Source organism: Stutzerimonas sp. (assembly GCF_982611455.1).
The window spans coordinates 52,493-73,955 of sequence record NZ_CEXBBO010000021.1; the positions used below are offsets into that span (position 1 = coordinate 52,493).

Consider the following 21,463-nt stretch of genomic DNA (forward strand, 5'->3'; position numbering starts at 1 on the left):
TTGCAACCTATCCATCGAACCTTGCCTCTTAAACTGCCCCTAACTTAAAAGCGTGAGGAGGCAAACATGGGGCTCTTGGTCGATGGACAGTGGCAGGACCGCTGGTACGAAAACAGCAGTGACGGCGAATTTCAGCGCGAGCAAGCCCAGCGACGCGACTGGATCACCGCGGACGGCTCACCCGGCCCGGAAGGTCAGCAGGCGGTCAAGGCTGAAGCCGGCCGCTATCACCTCTATGTGTCGCTCGCCTGCCCATGGGCGCACCGCACGCTGATCTATCGCAAGCTCAAACAGCTCGACTCGCTGATTGACGTTTCGGTCGTCAGCTGGCTGATGGCAGAGCGAGGCTGGACGTTCGATCAGCACACCGGATCCAGTGGTGATGCGCTGGACGGCCTGCGGTATTTGCACCAGCGCTACACCGCCGATGATGAGAATTACACCGGCCGTGTAACGGTTCCGCTGCTCTGGGATCGACAGCAGCAACGCATCGTAAACAACGAATCGGCCGAGCTGATTCGCATCTTCAACAGCGCATTCGACGGATTGACCGGCTCCACGCTGGACCTCTACCCCGAGCCGCTGCGGGCCGAGATCGATAGCCTGAACGGACGGATCTATCCGAAGGTCAACAATGGCGTCTACCGTGCCGGTTTCGCCACCACGCAGAAGGCTTACGAAACGGCCTTCGACGAACTTTTCGGCGAACTGGATTGGCTTGAACAGCGCCTCGCGCAGCGGCGCTATCTGACCGGCGAATATCTAACCGAAGCAGACTGGCGGCTATTCACTACGATGGTCCGTTTCGACGCTGTCTACCACGGCCATTTCAAGTGCAATCTACGACGGATTGAAGACTACCCGAACCTGTCGAACTGGCTGCGTGAGCTGTATCAGTGGCCAGGGATCGCGGAAACTGTCGACTTCACCCATATCAAAAGCCATTACTACGCGAGCCATCGGCATATCAACGCCAACGGCATCGTACCCAAGGGGCCGCAGCTTGAGCTGAATCGCGCGCATGATCGTGAACGGTTGTCTGGCAATGGGATTTGGTCGTACTGATAGCAAGGCAATGGACGCATTCGCAGCAACCTTGCTGTGAATGCGTGTGACAACCACGTCTATCGATCCTTGGCGTTGGTACCTTCGAACCAGGCAAGCTTCTCGCGAAGCCGCACCACTTCGCCCACTATGATCAGGGTTGGCGCCTGAACCTGCTCGTTCGCAACTCGTTCGGCCAAATTGGCCAAGGTGCCGGTAAAAACTCTCTGGTTGCAGGTGGTGCCCTGTTGGATCAGCGCGGCGGGTGTGTCTGCGTTGCGTCCATGGGCGATCAGCTGCTTGCAGATAACCGGCAGTCCAACCAACCCCATGTAGAACACCAAGGTCTGGCTTGAGGCCACTAGCTCCGACCAGGGTAAATCGCAACTTCCATCCTTCAAATGCCCGGTGACGAAACGAACCGATTGCGCATGATCACGATGCGTCAGCGGGATGCCGGCATAAGCCGCGCAGCCGCTGGCTGCTGTGATCCCAGGAACGACCTGAAATGGGACGCCGTTAGCTGCGAGCTCTTCGATCTCCTCACCGCCACGCCCGAAAATGAACGGGTCGCCACCTTTCAGGCGCAGCACTCGCTTGCCCTGCTTGGCAAGGGTCACCAGCAATTGGTTGATCTGCTCCTGGGGCACCGCATGATCGGCTCGCTGTTTACCGACATAGATTCGATCTGCATCGAGGCGGCATAGATCGAGGATCGCCCCAGCAACCAAACGATCGTAGAGCACGACGTCGGCCTGCTGCATCAGACGCAAGGCGCGAAATGTCAAAAGGTCCGGGTCGCCTGGTCCAGCACCGACCAGATACACCTCGCCCAGGTTTTTCGATGAGGCACCGGAGAGCTTTTCTTCCAGTAGCCGCTCAGCCTCGTGCATCTGCCCTGACAGTGCCCGTTCGGCAATATTGCCTTGGAAGACCTCTTCCCAGAACACCCGCCGCTGCTGAACGTTTGGTAGCAGCGCTTTGATCCGCCCACGAAATTGCTTCGCCAAGTCGGCTAGTTGGCCATACGCAGCCGGAACCCAGGTCTCGATGCGAGCCCGCATCAACCGCGCCAACACCGGCGCATCGCCACCGCTGGACACTGCAATCACCAGTGGTGACCGATCGACGATTGCCGGGAAAATCACAGTGCAGAGATTGGGGGAATCCACCACATTGACGGGCATGCCAAGCGCTTTGGCATCCTTTGACACTTGCGCGTTCAGAAGCTCGTCATCAGTCGCGGCGATGGCCAGTACGCAATCGGAGAGATCGCTGGAGGCATAGCCTCGTATGACCGTCTGCCCATCGCCTTGGGCAACCAGCTCGCTCAGCTGCGCTTCGACCTCCGGCGCGACCACCCGCAGCACTGCACCGGCTTCGGATAGCAAACGGGCTTTGCGCAAGGCAACTTCGCCACCGCCTACGATCAGTACCGTACGGCCCTTCAAATTGTGGAAAAGCGGCAGAAAATCCATGAGCGAGTCCTGAAGACAATATTGAGTGGAGCCATCTCAACCGCTACGGCAGAAGACGGCCCCTGTCGAGAATCAAGGATTTTGGATGAACACCAAATATTATTCCTTGATGCCAGCTCGACCACACCGACAGCACGCCGCGGACGGAATCAACCGATGACTTCGACACCAGCCATGTAGGGCTTGAGCACGTCCGGCACGCGGATGCTGCCGTCCGCCTGCTGGTAGTTTTCCAGCACAGCTACCAGGGTGCGGCCGACCGCCAGACCCGAGCCGTTGAGCGTGTGCACCAACTCAGGTTTGCCCGTTTCCGGGTTGCGATAGCGCGCCTGCATGCGGCGGGCCTGGAAATCGCCGCAGTTGGAGCAGGACGAAATCTCGCGGTACTTGTCCTGGCTTGGAACCCAGACTTCCAGGTCATAGGTTTTGGTGGCGCTGAAGCCCATGTCGCCAGTGCACAAGGCCAACACCCGGTACGGCAGCTCCAGCAACTGCAGCACCTTTTCGGCGTTGGCAGTAAGACCTTCGAGCGCCTCGAACGACTGGCTCGGTTCGACGATCTGGACCATTTCGACCTTGTCGAACTGATGTTGACGGATCATCCCACGGGTATCTCGCCCCGAGGCACCGGCCTCACTGCGAAAGCACGGTGTATGGGCGACGAACTTCAGCGGCAGCTGCTTGGCATCGAGAATCTCGCCGGCAACGATGTTGGTCAGCGATACCTCGGCGGTGGGAATCAGGTACAAATCGGCTTCGTTCTCGCGGCCGATCTTGAACAGGTCTTCCTCGAATTTCGGCAGCTGGCCGGTGCCCTGCAGTGCCGGCGCCTGCACCAGATACGGCGTATAGGCTTCTTCGTAGCCATGTTCGCGGGTGTGCAGATCGAGCATGAATTGGGCGAGCGCGCGATGCAGACGGGCAATCGGACCGCGCATCAGCGCAAAGCGAGCCCCGGACAGCTTGGCCGCGGTTTCAAAATCCAGCCAGCCGTGCTGCTCGCCCAGGGCGACGTGATCTTTGACTTGGAAATCGAAGGTCTTTGGCGAGCCCCAAAGACGCACCTCGACGTTCTCGTCTTCGTCCTTGCCTACGGGAACCGATTCGTGCGGCAGGTTCGGCAGGCTCAACATCAGCTGGTCCAGCTCGCTTTGGATACTCTCGAGTTCGGCTTTTCCGGCTTCCAGTTCGGAGCCCATGCGATCGACGTCTGCGAGCATCGGTGCGATGTCTTCACCGCGCTGCTTGGCCTGGCCAATGGACCTAGAGCGAGCGTTGCGCTCGGCCTGGAGTTGTTCGGTGCGCGTCTGCACGGTTTTGCGCTGTGCTTCCAGCGCCTCGATACGCGCCACGTCCAGCTGGTAGCCGCGGGTCGCGAGGCGATCGGCCACGTCTTGCAGCTGTGTGCGTACCAGTTTCGAATCAAGCATGGTGGGTCTCGTCTGTGAAAGCTTTGAGGAAAGGCGAAGAGGAAACAGAGTTTACTTTGATCCTGGTCAGGTTCATAACCTGCCGAGACCCAGTCCAACCCAGGCGGCCATTAGACCGCCGAGCACGCTGATGCCGATATAGCCAAAGGCCGTCGCAAGCTGCCCACTCTCCAGCAGCCGTAATCCGTCCAGGGAAAAACTGGAAAAAGTAGTCAAGGCCCCGAGGAAACCGATGATCAGCCCGCTACGCAGTTCGGGTGAAATGTCCGGGCGCGCCAGGAACGACGCGTATAAATAGCCGATCAGCACACAGCCGAGCAGATTCACTGCCAGGGTCGCCAGATAGAAATGCCTGGGCCATTGCGTCGATACCCAAGTCGAAACGCCAAAACGAATCAGCGTACCGACCACGCCACCAGCCGCTACGGCAAGCGCCATCCGAATCATTTCTTTCTCCGTTGCCGTGGGCTTTCTCGATCGAGGCGGGTCAGATGTTCGAGTTTGTCGCGGATTTTGCTTTCCAGCCCGCGCGGCACCGGATGGTAGTACTGACGCGGCGCCATCGCCTCCGGAAAATAGTCTTCGCCGGCAGCATAAGCGTCGGGCTCGTCGTGGGCGTAACGGTATTCGTTGCCATAGCCCAGCTCCTTCATCAGCCGGGTCGGCGCGTTGCGCAGGTGCAGCGGCACCTCCTGCGAGCCATTCTCTCCAACATCGCGCATCGCGGCGTTGAATGCGCTGTAGACCGCGTTGCTTTTCGGCGCACAAGCGAGATAGACGATCGCCTGGGCAACGGCTAGCTCGCCTTCCGGGCTGCCCAGGCGCTCCTGAACGTCCCACGCGGACAGGCACAGGCTCAGCGCCCGTGGATCGGCGTTGCCGACCTCCTCACTGGCCATGCGCACGACGCGTCGGGCGATATACAGCGGATCGCAGCCACCGTCGATCATTCGTGCGAACCAGTACAGCGAGGCGTCGGGGTTCGAGCCACGAACCGATTTGTGTAGTGCCGAAATCTGGTCGTAGAACGCCTCGCCGCCCTTGTCGAAACGCCGGCGACTGTCGCCCAGTAGATCCTGCAGCAGCTCGACGCTGATCTCGCCGCCCTCTTCCGCCAGGTCCGCAGCGTTCTCCAGCAAGTTCAGCACGCGTCGACCATCGCCATCGGCTGCTGCAATAAGAATCTGAAAGCTTTCCTCGGGGAGGCTGAGATGCAGATCACCCAGCCCTTTGGGCTCGGTCAGCGCGCGGCTGACCAGCTTGCGCAGCGCAGCCTCGTCGAGGCTTTTGAGCACGTAGACACGGGCCCGCGAAAGCAGGGCATTGTTCAATTCGAAAGACGGATTCTCGGTGGTTGCGCCGATGAAAATCAGCGTACCGTCCTCGACATAAGGCAAAAACGCATCCTGCTGGGCCTTATTGAAGCGATGCACCTCGTCCACGAACAGGATGGTGCGACGGCCATACTGGGCTGCCTGCTGTTTGGCAATTTCTACCGCTTGGCGAATTTCCTTGACGCCAGCCAGCACTGCCGAGACGGTTTCGAAATGCGCATCGGAGACCTTGGCCAGTAACCGCGCCAGGGTCGTCTTGCCCACGCCTGGCGGTCCCCAGAACACCATCGAATGCAGCGCCCCCTGCTCCAGCGCCTCGCGCAGCGGCTTGCCGCGCGCCAGCAAATGCTCCTGCCCAACATATTCGTCGAGACTGGCAGCGCGCAGGCGTGCAGCTAGCGGTTGTGCAACAGGGTCGCGGCTGAACAGGTCCATCGGAAGCAGGAACCTCTCATGCAAACGGCCTGCGCAAAAGCAGGCCGTGTCGGTTGGCGAAAGACCAGTCGGTGTCACTCGGAGATGACATCAGTCCCTTCGGGAATCTCAAACGTAAACAGATCCGGCTTTAGCGATTCATTCAATTTGACGTTTTGAAACAGGATGTTGGTGCGCTGGCCGACACCATCAATCATCTGCATGTCATTGATCACACCGCCGCGGAACGACAGACGAAGGCTATCGAACAGGGTGTCTTTGGCTTTCGGCTTGAGGGTGAAGTCAACCACCTCTCCCGCTTCCTGATGGGACACCTCGAAGTTTTCGCTGATGGCCGAAACGTCCCCGGAAAGCAACAACGCCGGTGTATGGGTCAGACGTTGGTCAAGGGTTTGGATGGTTACCTGCTCCAGGTCCGGGTCGTACAGCCAGACCTTCTTGCCGTCCGAAACCAGCAGCTGCTCCATCGGCTCATCGGTGTGCCAGCGAAATTTCCCTGGGCGCTGCAAAGCCATCTCGCCGGAGGTTTCCTGCAACTGGGTCCCGGTACCGTCGAGTGATAGCTGGGAGAAGCGGCCAGTCAGGGTTTCAGCTTTTTGCAGCAAGCCCGTAAGGCGCTGCGCAGAAGCCTGGTCGGCATGTGCCGGAACCAGCGAGAGCAGCAGAGCAGACGCGAACAGCAAGCGAATCAATTGCATGTAACCTCGGTGCGACTCAATCGCGAGTGGGAGGCGGCGCGAGCACTTCGCGCGAGCCGTTGGTATTCATGGACGTCACGACGCCGGCCATTTCCATGGCTTCGATCATGCGGGCAGCTCGGTTGTAGCCAATCTTGAGCTTTCGCTGCACGGCGGAAATCGACGCACGGCGGCTTTCGGTCACAAACCGAACGGCCTCGTCGTATAGAGGATCTTCCTCGCTGTCCTCGCCGCTACCACCGTCACCACCACTGTCGAAGCCGCTGCCTGATTCTTCGGCACCGACCAGAATTTCCTCGATGTAATCCGGGGCGCCTCGCGCCTTCCAGGCTTCAACCACGCGGTGCACTTCCTCATCGGAAACGAAGGCGCCATGTACCCTGATCGGCAACCCTGTGCCCGGCGGCAAGTAGAGCATGTCGCCGTGACCGAGCAGTTGCTCAGCGCCGCCCTGATCGAGAATGGTGCGCGAGTCGATTTTGCTCGACACCTGGAACGCCATACGGGTCGGAATGTTGGCCTTGATCAGACCGGTAATCACGTCGACCGATGGCCGCTGGGTGGCAAGAATTAGGTGGATCCCTGCCGCTCGAGCCTTTTGCGCGATGCGCGCGATCAACTCTTCGACCTTTTTGCCAACGATCATCATCATGTCGGCGAACTCGTCCACCACCACGACGATGGTCGGCAACTTTTTCAGCAGCGGCGCCTCGTCTTCCATGCTTTCGCGACGATACAGCGGATCGGTAAGCGGCGCCCCGGCCTCCTCCGCTTCCTTGACCTTGCGGTTGAAGCCGGCCAGGTTACGCACACCCATCGCAGCCATCAGCTTATAGCGGCGTTCCATCTCGGCGACGCTCCAACGCAACGCATTGGCCGCCTCCTTCATGTCGGTCACCACCGGACAGAGCAGGTGCGGAATGCCCTCGTAGATCGATAGCTCGAGCATTTTTGGGTCGATCATGATCAGCCGCGCATCTTCCGGCGTGGACTTGAACAGGATGGACAGAATCATCGCGTTCACGCCGACCGATTTACCCGAGCCGGTCGTACCCGCAACCAGCAGATGCGGCATCTTTGCGAGGTCGGCAATCACCGGCTTGCCACCGATGTCATGGCCAAGTGCGATGGTCACCGGCGACTTGGCATCGTCATACGGTGCGGATGAAAGCACCTCCGAAAACCGCACAATCTGGCGATCCTCGTTGGGGATCTCGATGCCAACCGTCGTCTTGCCGGGAATCACTTCGACGACGCGGACACTGATCACCGCCAGCGAGCGCGCCAGGTCCTTCGCGAGGTTTGAGATCCGGCTGACCTTGACGCCGGCCGCCGGCTGGATTTCGAAGCGAGTAATCACCGGGCCCGGATGCACGGACTCGACGATGACTTCGACGCCAAATTCCTTCAGCTTGATTTCAAGCAGCCGCGACATCGCTTCCAGCGATTCGGGCGAATATTGCTTCTGCTGCTTTTCGGCGACATCCAACAACGAAAGCGGCGGTACGCTGCCTTCGATCAGCGGATCGACAAATAGATTGGCCTGCTTTTCCTTCAGCACCCGTTTGCTCTGCTCGATCGGTTTCGGCGGGGCTGCCGGCGCGATCATCGGTGCCGGTCGCTTGTCGCGCTCACTCATATGCTTGCTCAGCGATTCTTCGCGCTCAAGCAAGCGCTCCTTCACTTTGGCACGCTCACGACCGTCCGAGAAAGAACCCGCCACATCATTGACCACGTCGTCGGCTTCGCGAAGTTGCGCGACCATCTGCCTGCGCTCGTTACGGGCCGACCACCAACGACTGAAGAAGCTCTGGATCAGCTCGATCAGGTCGAGCGTAATCTTGCCGGTCAGGTCCATCACCTTGAACCAGGAAAGATCAGTGAATACCGTCAGGCCGAACAGAAAGAATGCGAGCAGCAATAAGGTGCTGCCTTGCACGTTGAGTGCAGCTTCGGCGAGCTGACCGAGACTTTCACCCAGCGCACCGCCAGCTGAAGCAGGCAGATTATTGGCGAACTGGAAATGAATATAGGCCAGCGCGGAGCCGGAGAGAATTAAAAATACCAGCCCGATCAATCGCCAGGAAAATAGCCAGCCGTTCCAGGTCCAGGGCTGGTGGCGAGCACGAAATACCTGCCAAGTCTTGATACCCAATAGCAACGGAAACAGAAACGCGAAGTAGCCGAGCACCATGAACAGAACATCGGCGAACCAGGCTCCAGCGCGACCGGCGGCGTTCTGTACCTGCTGGACGTTGCTGGTGTGGGTCCAGCCGGGATCGGCCGGGTCGTAGGTCAGCAGTGCCATCCAGAGATATGCGCACAGTGCGCCGAGCGCGATCAAGGCACCCTCTTTGAGACGGTAATGCAATTGCTGTCGCCAGACGGAAGCCGGCGCGGTAGAGGAGGTATTCTTCAAAACGCTTTATTTCCTGCGCCCGGGGCGCGCTCTATGAACCGTATTCAGCCAGATAATTGGACATTGTACGGGTTTGTCGATTCGATGACATGCCGGTTCCGCGTCGGCTTGGGCTTTTCGCGATGCTTCGGTGTAGCATAAACGCCAGTTTTTACAGCGTGGCTCGACTGGAGCACGCTTCTCTATTGGCAACAAAGGCTTATGAGGGCTTTTTATGAATGAAGTCAAGCATTCACGTCTGATCATCCTCGGCTCGGGCCCGGCCGGTTATACCGCCGCGGTATATGCCGCTCGCGCCAATCTGAAACCCTTGATGATCACCGGTATTCAGCCCGGCGGCCAGCTCACCACAACGACCGAAGTGGACAACTGGCCAGGCGATGTCGAGGGGCTCACCGGCCCGGCCCTGATGGAGAGGATGCAAAAGCATGCAGAACGCTTCGATACCGAAGTGGTGTTTGATCACATCCATACTGCCGAACTACAGCAACGTCCCTTCATCCTCAAGGGCGACAGCGCCACCTACAGCTGCGACGCATTGATCATCGCAACAGGCGCCTCGGCTCAATATCTTGGCTTGCCGTCGGAAGAGGCGTTCGCAGGGCGCGGCGTTTCGGCTTGCGCCACCTGCGATGGTTTTTTCTATCGCAACCAGGTGGTCGCCGTGATTGGTGGCGGCAACACAGCGGTGGAGGAAGCACTCTACCTATCGAATATCGCCAAAGAGGTGCACCTGATTCATCGTCGCGACAAGCTACGTTCGGAAAAGATTCTGCAGGATAAGATCATGGAGAAAGCCGCTAACGGCAATATCCGTCTGCACTGGAACCACACGATGGAAGAAGTGCTCGGCGATGCCAGCGGCGTCACCGGAGTGCGTCTGAAGAGCACCTTGTCTGGCGAAGAGCAAAAGCTCGAATTGTCGGGTGTGTTCATCGCCATCGGTCACAAGCCCAACACCGACCTCTTCCAGGGCCAGCTTGAGATGAAAGACGGCTACCTCAAAATCAAAGGCGGCAGCGAAGGTGACGCGACCTGCACGACCATTCCGGGCGTATTCGCAGCAGGCGACGTAGCCGATCACGTGTATCGTCAGGCGATTACCTCTGCCGGTGCCGGCTGCATGGCCGCACTCGATGCCGAGAAGTATCTGGACCAGTAACTCCTGTCGGCAGGTGCCCCGCACCCGCCTCACCCTGATCGATCAATATGCTGACCTGGCTACAGCGCGACGACTTGTCGTTTCCCCCACTCGAAAAGGCCATGCGCGAGCCCAACGGGTTGCTCGCGGCTGGAGGCGATCTTTCGCCCGAACGCTTGCTCGCCGCCTATCGGCATGGCTGTTTTCCCTGGTATCAAGACGGACAACCGTTGCTCTGGTGGTCACCTGACCCTCGCACGGTTCTCTATCCAGATGAGCTGCATGTTTCGCGTAGCCTGGGCAAGAAGCTGCGCCAGGGAGTGTTCGACGTTACTTTCGATCGGGCATTTCGAGACGTTATCCAGGGCTGCGCTGGACCACGCAGCTATACCGATGGCACCTGGATCACCACGCCGATGCAGGACGCTTACGTAAAGCTGCATCAACTCGGCGTCGCACACTCGATCGAGGTCTGGCAAGACCAACGGTTGGTCGGCGGCCTCTATGGCCTCGCCATGGGTCGGCTATTCTTCGGTGAATCAATGTTCAGTCGTACGACCGATGCGTCCAAGGCAGGATTCGTGGCATTGGTGGAACATCTCCGAGACTGGGGATTCAAATTGATTGACTGCCAGATGCCGACGCAACACTTGGCCAGTTTCGGCGCCCGGGGCATATCCCGCAAAACCTTCGCCGAGACGCTCGCCAAGCATCTGGACGAACCCAGTTCAGCCCGATGGGAGTCCTAGTCGACGAAGCCAAGCTGACCTACACTGACTTCATGATTTTCGAGAGCTGACCATGACTTCACTGGCTCGTCTCAAGTTCTACGCAACCCAGCCTCACGCGTGCAGCTATTTGCCCGACGAGCAGGCCACCACACTCTTCCTCGACCCCAGCCAGCCGATGGACGTACAGGTGTACGCCGAGCTGTCGGAAATGGGATTCCGTCGCAGCGGCGATCACCTTTACCGCCCTCATTGCCAGCGCTGCACGGCCTGTATCCCCGCTCGCATACCAGCCGATGGCTTGCAACTCAATCGCCAGCAGAGGCGCATCCTCAAGCGCAACGCAGATCTCGCCGTCACGGACGTCCGACCCTCGTTCACCGAAGAGTATTACTCGCTTTATGCGACCTACATCGAGCAGCGCCACGCCGACGGCGATATGTATCCGCCGAGCCGTGACCAGTTCCATACATTCCTGGTCCGTGACCTGCCGTTTTCCCGTTTTTATGAGTTCCGCCTCGACGGTCGCCTGCTGGCGCTGGCGGTGACTGACGTGCTGCCCAATGGGTTGTCCGCCGTGTACACCTTTTATGATCCTAACGAGGAGCGGCGCAGCCTTGGCCGTTTCGCAATCCTCTGGCAAGTCAGCGAGGCGGCTCGATTAGGGTTGAAGGCAATCTATCTGGGCTACTGGATCAAGAATTGCCGCAAGATGAACTACAAGACCGAATACCGTCCGATCGAACTACTCGTCAACCAACGCTGGATTACTCTGAGCTGAGCCCTTGGCTCTCGGGGCCGTTTCAGGCACAATACTTGCCGCTTTTACCCGGACATTCTTGTGCCGGGGCAATCATTGGACACCGAGGGCTTTACTGAATGTCGAAAGAAGACAGCTTCGAAATGGAAGGTACTGTCGTCGACACCCTGCCCAACACCATGTTTCGTGTGGAGTTGGAAAATGGGCACGTCGTTACTGCGCATATCTCCGGAAAGATGCGCAAGAACTACATCCGGATTCTCACTGGTGACAAGGTTCGGGTAGAACTGACCCCTTACGATTTGAGCAAAGGTCGCATCACCTACCGCGCCCGCTAATGGACGCGAGAAAGAATGCCCGGTAATTACCGGGCTTTTTTGTTTGTACTGTATCGCAACCCAACCAGAATCGCGCCTGCAATCCAGGATAGCTAGACAGCCTTCTTTCGGCACATCAGGCCCAGACAAAACGCCTGGCAATGCCAAGCGTTTCGTTCCACCCTCAGCTGATCAGGCTAACTCCGCTGTGGTTTCGAAATCGAAGAATGGTTCTCCGTCACGAATATCGATGTGAACCACACCACCATGCTCGGCCAATTCGCCGAATAGAATCTCCTCCGCCAGCGGTCGCTTGATCTTGTCCTGAATCAGACGAGCCATTGGCCGCGCTCCCATCTGCGCATCGTAGCCGCGCTCAGCCAGCCAACCGCGCGCCGCATCCGATACCTCGAGCGTAACGTGCTTGTCCTCAAGCTGCGCCTGCAGCTCGATGAGGAACTTGTCGACGATGCTCTTGATGACTTCGTGGCTGAGGCGCCCGAACTGGATAATAGTATCCAGACGGTTGCGGAACTCGGGCGTGAAGCTCTTTTTGATCACTTCCATCGCATCGGATGCATGATCCTGATGAGTGAAGCCAATCGAAGCACGCGCTGCAGTCTCCGCACCCGCATTGGTAGTCATGATCAAAATGACGTTGCGAAAATCCGCCTTGCGTCCATTGTTGTCCGTCAGGGTGCCGTGATCCATCACCTGCAGCAGCAAATTGAACACTTCCGGATGCGCTTTCTCGATTTCATCCAGAAGCAGTACACAATGTGGCTGCTTGGTTATCGCCTCGGTTAACAAACCACCCTGATCGAAGCCTACGTAACCAGGAGGCGCGCCGATCAGTCGTGACACGGTATGACGCTCCATGTATTCGGACATATCGAAGCGCACCAGCTCGATACCCAGCGCCCGAGCCAACTGGCGCGCAGCTTCCGTCTTGCCGACTCCAGTGGGGCCTGCAAAGAGGAACGAACCTACCGGCTTGTCCGGCGCTTTCAGCCCCGCCCGGGATAGCTTGATGGCGGTGGCAAGCGAGTCGATTGCATCGTCCTGACCAAAGACGGTCAGCTTGAGATCACGCTCCAGATTGCGCAGCAATTCTTTATCGGAAGTGCTGACATGCTTGGGTGGAATCCGCGCGATCTTGGCAACTATGTCTTCAACCTGTTCGACATCGATGCGCGCGGCGCGCTTTTCTTCTGGCTGTAGACGCTGATAAGCACCCGCCTCGTCGATGACATCGATCGCCTTGTCCGGCATGTGGCGGTCGTTTATATAGCGCGACGCCAACTCCGCTGCTGCACGGAGTGATTCATCGCTGTATTCAATGTTGTGATGCTGCTCGAAACGGCCCTTCAGCCCCCGCAGAATTCCAATAGTGTCCTCGACAGACGGCTCGGAAACATCGACCTTCTGGAAGCGCCGAGCCAATGCGCGATCCTTCTCGAAGATTCCACGAAACTCCTGAAATGTGGTCGAGCCGATGCAGCGAATTTCACCGGACGAGAGCAGCGGCTTGAGCAGATTGGAAGCGTCCATTACGCCACCCGACGCCGCCCCCGCTCCGATAATGGTATGGATTTCATCAATGAACAGGACCGCCTGCGGGCGTTTGCGCAGCTCGTTCAACAGCGCCTTGAAGCGCTTCTCGAAGTCACCTCGATACTTGGTGCCGGCAAGCAAGGCACCGAGATCCAGAGAATAGACGACGCTATTGGCAAGTAGCTCCGGGACCTGATTGTCGACGATGCGTTTGGCCAGCCCCTCGGCAATCGCCGTCTTGCCGACTCCCGCCTCACCGACGAGCAACGGATTGTTCTTGCGACGACGCGCCAGGATCTGCGCGACTCGCTCGACCTCGAGCTCGCGCCCGACCAGCGGATCGATACGCCCCTGACGGGCCAGATCGTTAAGATTGCTCGCATAGGCATCGAGCGGGTTGCCTGCGGCGGAAGACTCACCGCCCTCCTCGTCCTGCATTTCCGAATCGCCTTCAGCGTTGCCGTTATTGCCCGGCACTTTGGAAATTCCATGAGCGATGTAGTTGACGACATCGATACGGGCAACGTTCTGCTGCTTTAGCAAGAACACCGCTTGGCTTTCCTGCTCACTGAAAATCGCAACCAGGACGTTCGCGCCAGTGACTTCGCGCTTGCCGGAGCTCTGCACGTGAAAAACGGCACGCTGAAGCACGCGCTGGAAGCCCAGGGTTGGCTGAGTCTCGCGCTCTTCGTCGTGCTGGGGAATCAAAGGAGTGGTGGAGTCAATGAACTCCTGTAGATCGTGTCGCAATTTATCGAGACTGGCACCGCAGGCGCGTAACACCGTTGCGGCTGCCTCATTGTCCAGCAGGGCTAACAAGAGATGCTCGACCGTCATGAATTCATGACGCTTGGTACGAGCCTCCTTGAAAGCCAGATTCAGAGTGACTTCGAGCTCACGGTTCAACATAGCTTTCACCTCTTACCCAGCAGTCGGGTTTAACCGTCCTTCTCGATCTCACAAAGCAACGGATGCTGGCATTCCCTTGCATATTGATTGACCTGCATCGCTTTGGTTTCAGCGACGTCCCGCGTATAGACACCACAGACGGCCCGCCCTTCGGTATGAACCGCCAACATGATCTTGGTGGCAAGCTCCCGATTGTGATTGAAAATTCCTTCGAGCACCTCCACAACGAAATCCATCGGCGTGTAGTCATCATTAAACATGACAACTTTGAACATAGGTGGTGCCTTCAGTTGCGGCTTGGCCTCTTCGACCGCCAAGCTGGAAGCGTCATCGTCCAGCGGTTCAGGACGATCTTGATTGGATATTAGTCGAATCTTTGGAAATGCACGCATGCGTATAACAGTTCTAGGTCGGGGCGCCGTGGCCGGGATAAGTGGAAAGGCTTCACAGCCACCTGACGAGTCGCCTTGACTATCGGCAAAACGATGATACAACCAGTATGTGCCACAACGGCAACGGGCTGCGCGCGTGGGGCCATGTGCTGCATCAGCGCGGAATGAAATGGATGTTACTCCAGTGATGGACTTCTTTGCAGAGGGATAACAGCATGCTAAGCGGTAAGGTCAAGTGGTTCAACAACGCCAAGGGCTATGGATTCATCGTAGCAGACGGCGGCGATGAGGACCTGTTCGCCCACTACTCTGCCATTCAGATGGAAGGGTATAGAACTCTCAAGGCTGGGCAAGCGGTCATGTTCGATATTCTGCAAGGTCCCAAGGGCCTGCATGCAACCAACATTCGGTCGCTGCAGACCACTGCGGATATAGCCGAACCTGTCTCACAGAGCTCGACCATAGACGCCTAATTTTAGGCAACGAAAAGGCCGATCGATGATCGGCCTTTTCGTGTCTCTCCGCAAACTACATGTGAGAGATCATGGCGTCGCCGAACTCGGAGCAAGACATCAGCTTCGCACCGTCCATCAATCGCTCGAAGTCATAGGTCACAGTTTTGGCAGCGATGGCGTTTTCGGTCGACTTGATAATCAGGTCAGCAGCCTCGATCCAGCCCATGTGGCGCAGCATCATTTCGGCAGAGAGGATCAGCGAGCCTGGGTTGACCTTGTCTTGGCCGGCATACTTGGGCGCAGTGCCGTGGGTCGCTTCGAACATAGCCACGGTGTCGGACAGGTTGGCACCCGGAGCGATGCCGATACCACCGACCTCTGCCGCCAAGGCGTCGGAGAGGTAGTCGCCATTGAGGTTCAGTGTAGCGATTATGTCGTACTCGGCCGGGCGCAACAGGATTTGCTGCAGCATGGCATCGGCGATGGCGTCCTTGACCACGATGTTCTTGCCGGTAACAGGATTCTTGAATTGCATCCAAGGGCCACCATCGAGCAAATCGGCACCGAATTCATCACGCGCCACCTCGTAACCCCATTCCTTGAAGGCACCCTCGGTGAACTTCATGATGTTGCCCTTGTGGACCAGAGTCACCGAGCTACGATCATTGTCTACGGCGTACTGCAGCGCCTTGCGAACCAAACGCTTGGTGCCTTCCAGTGAGACCGGCTTGATGCCGATACCGCAGTTCTCAGTGAAGCGGATCTTCTTGACACCCATTTCCTCCGTGAGGAACTTAATAACCTTCTCGCATTCAGGAGAGCCGGCCTTCCACTCGACGCCGGCGTAAATGTCTTCCGAGTTCTCGCGGAAGATGACCATATCAACGTCGGCTGGCTTCTTTACCGGGCTGGGAACGCCCGTGAACCAGCGAACCGGACGCTGGCATACGTAGAGATCGAGTTCCTGACGCAACGCGACGTTCAACGAACGAATGCCACCACCAACAGGAGTGGTCAGCGGGCCCTTAATGGACACCACGTAGTCGCGAACCACTTCCAGGGTTTCCTTCGGCAACCAAGTGTCCTGGTCGTACACTTGAGTCGCCTTCTCGCCAGCGTAGATTTCCATCCAGGCAATCTTGCGCTCGCCGCCATAGGCTTTTTCAACAGCCGCATCAACCACCTTGATCATCACCGGGCTGATATCAACACCAATTCCGTCACCCTCTATATAAGGAATGATCGGATTGTTGGGAACATTCAGGGTGTGATCGGCATTGACGGTGATTTTGTCACCGCTGGCAGGCACCTGGATCTTTTGGTATCCCATGCTGGACTCCGTTTCTGTGGTTAAACATTAAACAGTGGTCATCTCCGAAGAGTACCCCAGTTGAATCGGCCGAAACCATATGTGCATTCGTCTTATGGTCTGGGCATTTTTAGACAACATGGCGCGGTGATATACTGCTTAGGTGACTAACGAGTCATGAGGAGCAAAGCCAATCTCTAACGAGGACTTTTCTTCTGAAACCGCCTGACTGCCAACCGCAGCCGGACGGATCAAATGCTCAATCAAGTGGTGCAACCAACATCATCGCGGCGAATCCTCGATTTCTGGCTCAACGAACGTAGCCAGAGCGCCTACCTGCGCATTTCGAGATTCTGTGCACGCTCAGCAAGAGAGAGACCACTCTACATGTCCACCCGCTCGAAGATTATCTACACCTTCACTGACGAAGCCCCGGCGCTGGCCACCTATTCGCTTCTGCCTATTGTAGAAGCCTTTGCCGCCTCCGCTGACATAGCCGTCGAAACACGTGACATCTCTCTTGCAGGGCGCATTCTTGCAAGCTTTGCCGACCAACTGACCGCAGACAAGCAGATCGACGACGACCTCGCGAAGCTGGCGGTTCTGGCTACCACGCCGGAAGCCAATATCATCAAGCTGCCGAACATCAGCGCTTCAGTACCACAGCTACGCAACGCCATCGCCGAGCTCCAGGCCCAAGGCTACAACGTTCCGGATTTCCCGGAAGATCCAGACACCGAAGCCGAGAAAGAGATCCGTGCGCGCTACGGCAAGATCCTTGGCAGTGCCGTGAATCCGGTACTACGCGAGGGCAACTCCGACCGTCGCGCACCTGCAGCGGTCAAGGCATTCGCCCGCAAACATCCGCACTCGATGGGCAAGTGGAGCATGGCTTCGCAGTCCCACGCCGATTACATGCGCGGCGGCGACTTCTTCTCTAGCGAGCAATCCATCACCATGGCGAAGGCCGGTGACGTACGCCTCGAGTTCGTTGGCAAAGACGGCAAGGTTGAAGTCCGGAAGCAGCTCACGCTCGAAGAGGGCGAAGTTCTGGACAGCATGTTCATGAGCTGCAAGAAACTGCGCGGGTTTCTCGAGAAAACCCTGCAGGATTGCAAGGAAACCGGCGTCATGTGGTCGCTACACGTCAAAGCAACCATGATGAAGATCTCCCACCCGATCGTCTTCGGCCACGCCGTGAGCGTCTACTACAAAGACGCGTTCGACAAGTACGCCGACCTATTCAGAGAGCTGGGCGTCAATCCGAACAATGGTCTGAGCAGCGTCCACGACAAGATCAAAAGTCTGCCCGCCTCGCAGCAAGAAGAAATCCTGGACGATATCCACGCCTGCTACACCGGTCGTCCAGAAATGGCGATGGTCGACTCCGTCAAGGGCATCACCAATCTGCATATACCCAGCGACGTAATCGTCGACGCTTCGATGCCGGCGATGATTCGCAGCTCCGGGCAGATGTGGGGCAAGGACGGCAAGCTGAAAGACACCAAAGCGGTGATGCCGGAAAGCACCTATGCCCGGATCTACCAGGAAATGATCAACTTCTGCAAAACCAATGGTGCGTTCGACCCAACCACCATGGGCACCGTGCCAAACGTTGGTTTGATGGCGCAGAAAGCGGAGGAGTATGGCTCTCACGACAAGACCTTCGAGATGACCACCGATGGCACCATGCGCGTCGTGCTGGCTGACGGCACCGTACTTATGCAGCACGACGTGGAAGCCGGCGACATCTGGCGTGCCTGCCAGACCAAGGACGCGCCAATCCGCGACTGGGTCAAGCTCGCCGTTACTCGCGCCCGGCAATCCAACACCCCGGCAATCTTCTGGCTTGACCCTGAGCGCGCCCATGATCGCGAGCTTCAGAAAAAGGTTGAAGCCTACCTGCAGGAACACGATCTGACCGGCCTGGATATCCGCATGATGGGCTACAACGAAGCCATCCGCGTGAGCATGGAACGCCTCGTCCGTGGCCAGGACACAATTTCGGTGACCGGTAACGTGCTACGCGACTATCTGACTGACCTGTTCCCGATCATGGAGCTTGGCACGTCAGCCAAGATGCTCTCGATCGTCCCGCTGATGGCCGGCGGCGGCATGTACGAAACCGGTGCAGGTGGCTCTGCACCTAAGCACGTGCAGCAACTGGTCGAAGAAAACCACCTGCGCTGGGATTCGCTCGGTGAGTTTCTGGCGCTTGCGGTATCGCTTGAAGAAACCGGAATCAAGACGGGCAACGCGAAAGCCAAGGTGCTCGGCAAGACTCTGGACGCAGCGACAGGCACACTGCTCGATAACAACAAGTCTCCGTCACGCCGCACTGGTGAACTGGACAACCGCGGCAGCCACTTCTATCTGGCCCTGTACTGGGCCCAAGAGTTGGCCGCACAGACTGAGGACCTGGAGCTGCAGGCCCATTTCGCACCGCTGGCGAAGCAGCTGAGCGAAAACGAAGCAGCGATTGTCGCCGAGCTTGCCGAGGTACAGGGCAAGCCGGTGGAGATCGGTGGCTACTACCGTTCCAACCCGGAGCTGACAAGCCAGGTCATGCGCCCGAGCGCGACCTTCAACGCTGCGCTCGCTGCGATAGTCTGAGTGCAACCGGTCGCCTGATGGCGACACGGCGACTGAAACCCCGGCCTAGCGCCGGGGTTTTATTTTTCAAGCCGGCCTTCATCGTTACTATGGTAGCCACCATGAATAAAAGATCTTCAATATGACTTGGCATCCACATATCACTGTCGCCACCATCGTGGAAAACAACGGCCGCTTTCTGCTGGTCGAAGAGCTGAAAGCTGGCCAGTTGGTGCTGAACCAACCAGCAGGACACCTCGAACCCAACGAAACCCTACGCCAAGCAGCGGTACGTGAAACGCTCGAAGAGACTGGCTGGGATGTCGAGCTAACCGGCGTGGTCGGCATTTATCTATATGTCGCGCCGAGCAACGGGGTGACTTACCAGCGGATTTGTTTCGCCGCCAATCCTGTTTGCCACCATCCGGAGCGTGAACTCGATAGCGGGATCGTTGCCGCCCCCTGGCTGAGCCGCGACGAGCTGCTGGCCCAGCCGGGACGCTGGCGCAGCGAACTGGTACCGCGCTGTATCGATGACTATCGCGACGGCCCGCTTTACGACTTGGATATAGTGCGCGACTGATCCACTCCCTTAGCCTTTGGCGTCGCCAGCCTGTAGAATTTCGTCTTTTTGGCAGCCCCTTCCCGAGTTCCTATGCCTGATGCAACCTTTGCCAGCCCCGAAAGCCTCCGTGTCATAGTTGGCATGTCCGGGGGCGTCGACTCTTCGGTTTCCGCCCTGCTTTTGCTTGAGCAGGGTTATCAGGTCGAAGGCCTGTTCATGAAGAATTGGGAAGAGGATGACGGCACCGAATACTGCACGGCGCGGGAGGATCTGGCCGATGCTCAAGCCGTCTGCGAAAAGATCGGAATCAAGCTGCATACCGCCAACTTCGCCGCTGAATACTGGGACAACGTGTTCGAGCACTTCCTTGCCGAATACAAGGCTGGGCGTACACCGAACCCGGACATCCTGTGTAACCGCGAAATCAAATTTAAAGCGTTCCTCGATTACGCCCTGACACTTGGCGCCGACATGATCGCCACTGGGCACTACGTGCGCCGCCGTGACGTTGACGGGCGCAGTGAGCTGCTCAAGGGGCTCGATCCGAATAAGGACCAAAGCTACTTCCTCCACGCCGTTGGCGGTGAGCAGCTGGGTAAGACGCTGTTTCCGGTGGGCGAGCTGGAAAAGCCCGCAGTCCGGGCAATTGCCGAGAAGCATGGTCTGGTGACAGCGAAGAAGAAGGACTCGACCGGCATCTGCTTTATTGGCGAACGCCGTTTCAGTGACTTTCTCAAACAGTACCTACCGGCACAGCCCGGCAACATCGAGACAATCGATGGCGAAGTTATCGGCCGCCACCACGGCCTCATGTACCACACTATCGGCCAGCGTCAGGGGCTGGGCATCGGCGGTCTGAAAGACGCAGGCGACGAGCCCTGGTACGTCTTGAGCAAGGACCTTGAGCGCAACGTGCTGATTGTAGGTCAGGGCAATGATCATCCCTGGCTATTCTCCCGCGCCCTGCTCGTCTCGGAGATTTATTGGGTCAATTCAGTCGGGTTATCCGCACCACTGCGGCTCACGGCCAAGGTACGCTACCGCCAGGGTGATCAGCCCTGCACGCTGGAGCGGACCGCCAACGGCTATCGAGCCGTGTTCGATAACCCTCAACGCGCCGTGACGCCCGGTCAGTCCGTAGTGTTCTACGACGGTGAAATATGCCTCGGTGGCGGCGTGATCGAGACTGCCGAGCCCTGGTTTGCCGGAGCCCGCCCATGACGCCACTACAAGAACAGCTGGTGGCGCTCGGTGCGGTATTCGAGGCCGCAACGCTCGTCGACAGAATCGCCCGAACCGGCCAGCTACCAAATGCCGCACTCGGCTGCATGCTGGGAAGCTTGCTAGTACGTGAAGAGAGACCTCCGCTAGAAATCTATGGCGGCGACGATCTCAACCTGCGCGACGGTTATCGAGCCCTCGTCGGCGCGCTGGAGCGCGACACCAGCAGTCTTCAGCGCGAACCGCTGCGCTATGCGCTGGCGATGATCGGGCTGGAACGTCAATTGGATAAGCGCAGCGATTTGCTGCAGGTCATTGGAAGTCGCCTGGACCAGATACAGCAACAAGCCGACCACTTCGGTCTGACCCACGAAAACGTCGTTGCATCCTTTGGTGGCTTGTATCAGGACACCCTTAGTACCTTTCGTCAGCGCATCCAGGTGCAGGGCGACATGCGCCACCTTCAGCAGAGCGACAACGCCGCCAAGATTCGTGCACTCCTATTGGCAGGGATTCGCTCTGCGAGGCTCTGGCGCCAGCTTGGAGGGCATCGCTGGCAGATGGTTTTAAGCCGGCGCAAGCTGCTCGACGCGCTTTATCCACTGCTGCGGACGGAATAAGCCCCAACGACCCGATGCGGCAACCGTTCTAGTCGCGGCCGCAATCATCGAGTCGCTTTCAT

The 21,463-nt window shown here is 58.0% G+C and carries 19 protein-coding genes; 10 read left to right on the forward strand and 9 right to left on the reverse strand.

The annotated features are described in order from the left end of the window. The first annotated feature begins 66 nt into the window (after window positions 1–66). Complete coding sequence (locus AC2LD7_RS13850) at window positions 67–1,065, forward strand: glutathione S-transferase family protein (RefSeq protein WP_484598312.1); 999 nt, start codon at window positions 67–69, stop codon at window positions 1,063–1,065. 59 nt (window positions 1,066–1,124) lie between these two features. Here the strand turns inward: AC2LD7_RS13850 and cysG are convergent, their stop codons facing one another. The 6 genes from cysG to ftsK form a co-directional block, all read right to left on the reverse strand. Further along, window positions 1,125–2,522: a siroheme synthase CysG gene (gene cysG / locus AC2LD7_RS13855; protein WP_484598313.1), complete on the reverse strand. Its 1,398-nt coding sequence runs from the start codon at window positions 2,520–2,522 to the stop codon at window positions 1,125–1,127. A 149-nt stretch (window positions 2,523–2,671) separates the two neighbouring features. Continuing rightward, window positions 2,672–3,952, reverse strand: coding sequence for a serine--tRNA ligase (gene serS / locus AC2LD7_RS13860; RefSeq protein WP_484598314.1), 1,281 nt, complete (start codon window positions 3,950–3,952; stop codon window positions 2,672–2,674). Window positions 3,953–4,024: 72 nt separating this feature from the next. Then, window positions 4,025–4,399 carry a fluoride efflux transporter CrcB gene (gene crcB, locus AC2LD7_RS13865; protein WP_484598315.1) on the reverse strand — a complete coding sequence of 125 codons (375 nt, stop codon included), beginning with the start codon at window positions 4,397–4,399 and terminating at the stop codon, window positions 4,025–4,027. Beyond that, the gene (locus AC2LD7_RS13870) at window positions 4,396–5,721 is read right to left on the reverse strand and encodes a replication-associated recombination protein A (protein ID WP_484598316.1); all 1,326 of its coding nucleotides are present in this window, start codon (window positions 5,719–5,721) and stop codon (window positions 4,396–4,398) included. The genes crcB and AC2LD7_RS13870 overlap by 4 nt, the downstream gene beginning before the upstream one ends. Window positions 5,722–5,795: 74 nt before the next feature. Next, window positions 5,796–6,419 carry an outer membrane lipoprotein periplasmic chaperone LolA gene (gene lolA / locus AC2LD7_RS13875; RefSeq protein ID WP_484598317.1) on the reverse strand — a complete coding sequence of 208 codons (624 nt, stop codon included), beginning with the start codon at window positions 6,417–6,419 and terminating at the stop codon, window positions 5,796–5,798. A 16-nt stretch (window positions 6,420–6,435) separates the two neighbouring features. After that, window positions 6,436–8,838, reverse strand: coding sequence for a DNA translocase FtsK (gene ftsK / locus AC2LD7_RS13880; RefSeq protein ID WP_484598318.1), 2,403 nt, complete (start codon window positions 8,836–8,838; stop codon window positions 6,436–6,438). Window positions 8,839–9,052: 214 nt separating this feature from the next. Here ftsK and trxB point away from each other — a divergent pair, with 214 nt between their 5' ends. The 4 genes from trxB to infA all read left to right on the forward strand — a co-directional run bounded on the left by trxB (window position 9,053) and on the right by infA (window position 11,805). Continuing rightward, the gene (trxB, locus tag AC2LD7_RS13885; RefSeq protein ID WP_484598319.1) at window positions 9,053–10,000 is read left to right on the forward strand and encodes a thioredoxin-disulfide reductase; all 948 of its coding nucleotides are present in this window, start codon (window positions 9,053–9,055) and stop codon (window positions 9,998–10,000) included. A gap of 47 nt (window positions 10,001–10,047) precedes the next feature. After that, entirely contained in the window at window positions 10,048–10,728 is a 681-nt protein-coding gene (aat, locus tag AC2LD7_RS13890; RefSeq protein WP_484598320.1) for a leucyl/phenylalanyl-tRNA--protein transferase, read from the forward strand. Window positions 10,729–10,780: 52 nt separating this feature from the next. Next, window positions 10,781–11,488, forward strand: coding sequence for an arginyltransferase (locus tag AC2LD7_RS13895; protein ID WP_484598321.1), 708 nt, complete (start codon window positions 10,781–10,783; stop codon window positions 11,486–11,488). A 98-nt stretch (window positions 11,489–11,586) separates the two neighbouring features. Then, window positions 11,587–11,805, forward strand: a complete 219-nt coding sequence (gene infA, locus AC2LD7_RS13900) for a translation initiation factor IF-1 (RefSeq protein WP_002553999.1) — start codon at window positions 11,587–11,589, stop codon at window positions 11,803–11,805. A gap of 171 nt (window positions 11,806–11,976) precedes the next feature. Here infA and clpA read toward each other — a convergent pair whose 3' ends face one another. Both clpA and clpS read right to left on the reverse strand, forming a co-directional pair. After that, window positions 11,977–14,247: an ATP-dependent Clp protease ATP-binding subunit ClpA gene (gene clpA / locus AC2LD7_RS13905; protein ID WP_484598322.1), complete on the reverse strand. Its 2,271-nt coding sequence runs from the start codon at window positions 14,245–14,247 to the stop codon at window positions 11,977–11,979. Between the two features lie 29 nt (window positions 14,248–14,276). Further along, complete coding sequence (gene clpS, locus AC2LD7_RS13910; RefSeq protein WP_484598323.1) at window positions 14,277–14,639, reverse strand: ATP-dependent Clp protease adapter ClpS; 363 nt, start codon at window positions 14,637–14,639, stop codon at window positions 14,277–14,279. Between the two features lie 215 nt (window positions 14,640–14,854). On the opposite strand from clpS, the gene cspD reads away from it, so the two are divergent. Next, window positions 14,855–15,112, forward strand: a complete 258-nt coding sequence (gene cspD / locus AC2LD7_RS13915; RefSeq protein ID WP_484598324.1) for a cold shock domain-containing protein CspD — start codon at window positions 14,855–14,857, stop codon at window positions 15,110–15,112. Between the two features lie 55 nt (window positions 15,113–15,167). Here cspD and icd read toward each other — a convergent pair whose 3' ends face one another. Continuing rightward, entirely contained in the window at window positions 15,168–16,424 is a 1,257-nt protein-coding gene (gene icd / locus AC2LD7_RS13920) for an NADP-dependent isocitrate dehydrogenase (RefSeq protein ID WP_484598325.1), read from the reverse strand. Window positions 16,425–16,790: 366 nt separating this feature from the next. On the opposite strand from icd, the gene AC2LD7_RS13925 reads away from it, so the two are divergent. The 4 genes from AC2LD7_RS13925 to hflD all read left to right on the forward strand — a co-directional run bounded on the left by AC2LD7_RS13925 (window position 16,791) and on the right by hflD (window position 21,401). Next, entirely contained in the window at window positions 16,791–19,016 is a 2,226-nt protein-coding gene (locus AC2LD7_RS13925) for an NADP-dependent isocitrate dehydrogenase (protein WP_484598326.1), read from the forward strand. A 121-nt stretch (window positions 19,017–19,137) separates the two neighbouring features. After that, on the forward strand, window positions 19,138–19,578 hold the full coding sequence (locus AC2LD7_RS13930; protein WP_484598327.1) for an NUDIX hydrolase: 441 nt from the start codon (window positions 19,138–19,140) through the stop codon (window positions 19,576–19,578). Window positions 19,579–19,650: 72 nt separating this feature from the next. Then, window positions 19,651–20,781, forward strand: coding sequence for a tRNA 2-thiouridine(34) synthase MnmA (mnmA, locus tag AC2LD7_RS13935; protein ID WP_484598328.1), 1,131 nt, complete (start codon window positions 19,651–19,653; stop codon window positions 20,779–20,781). Continuing rightward, window positions 20,778–21,401 carry a high frequency lysogenization protein HflD gene (gene hflD, locus AC2LD7_RS13940; protein ID WP_484598329.1) on the forward strand — a complete coding sequence of 208 codons (624 nt, stop codon included), beginning with the start codon at window positions 20,778–20,780 and terminating at the stop codon, window positions 21,399–21,401. Before mnmA ends, hflD begins: the two co-directional genes overlap by 4 nt. The last annotated feature ends 62 nt before the right edge of the window (window positions 21,402–21,463 follow it).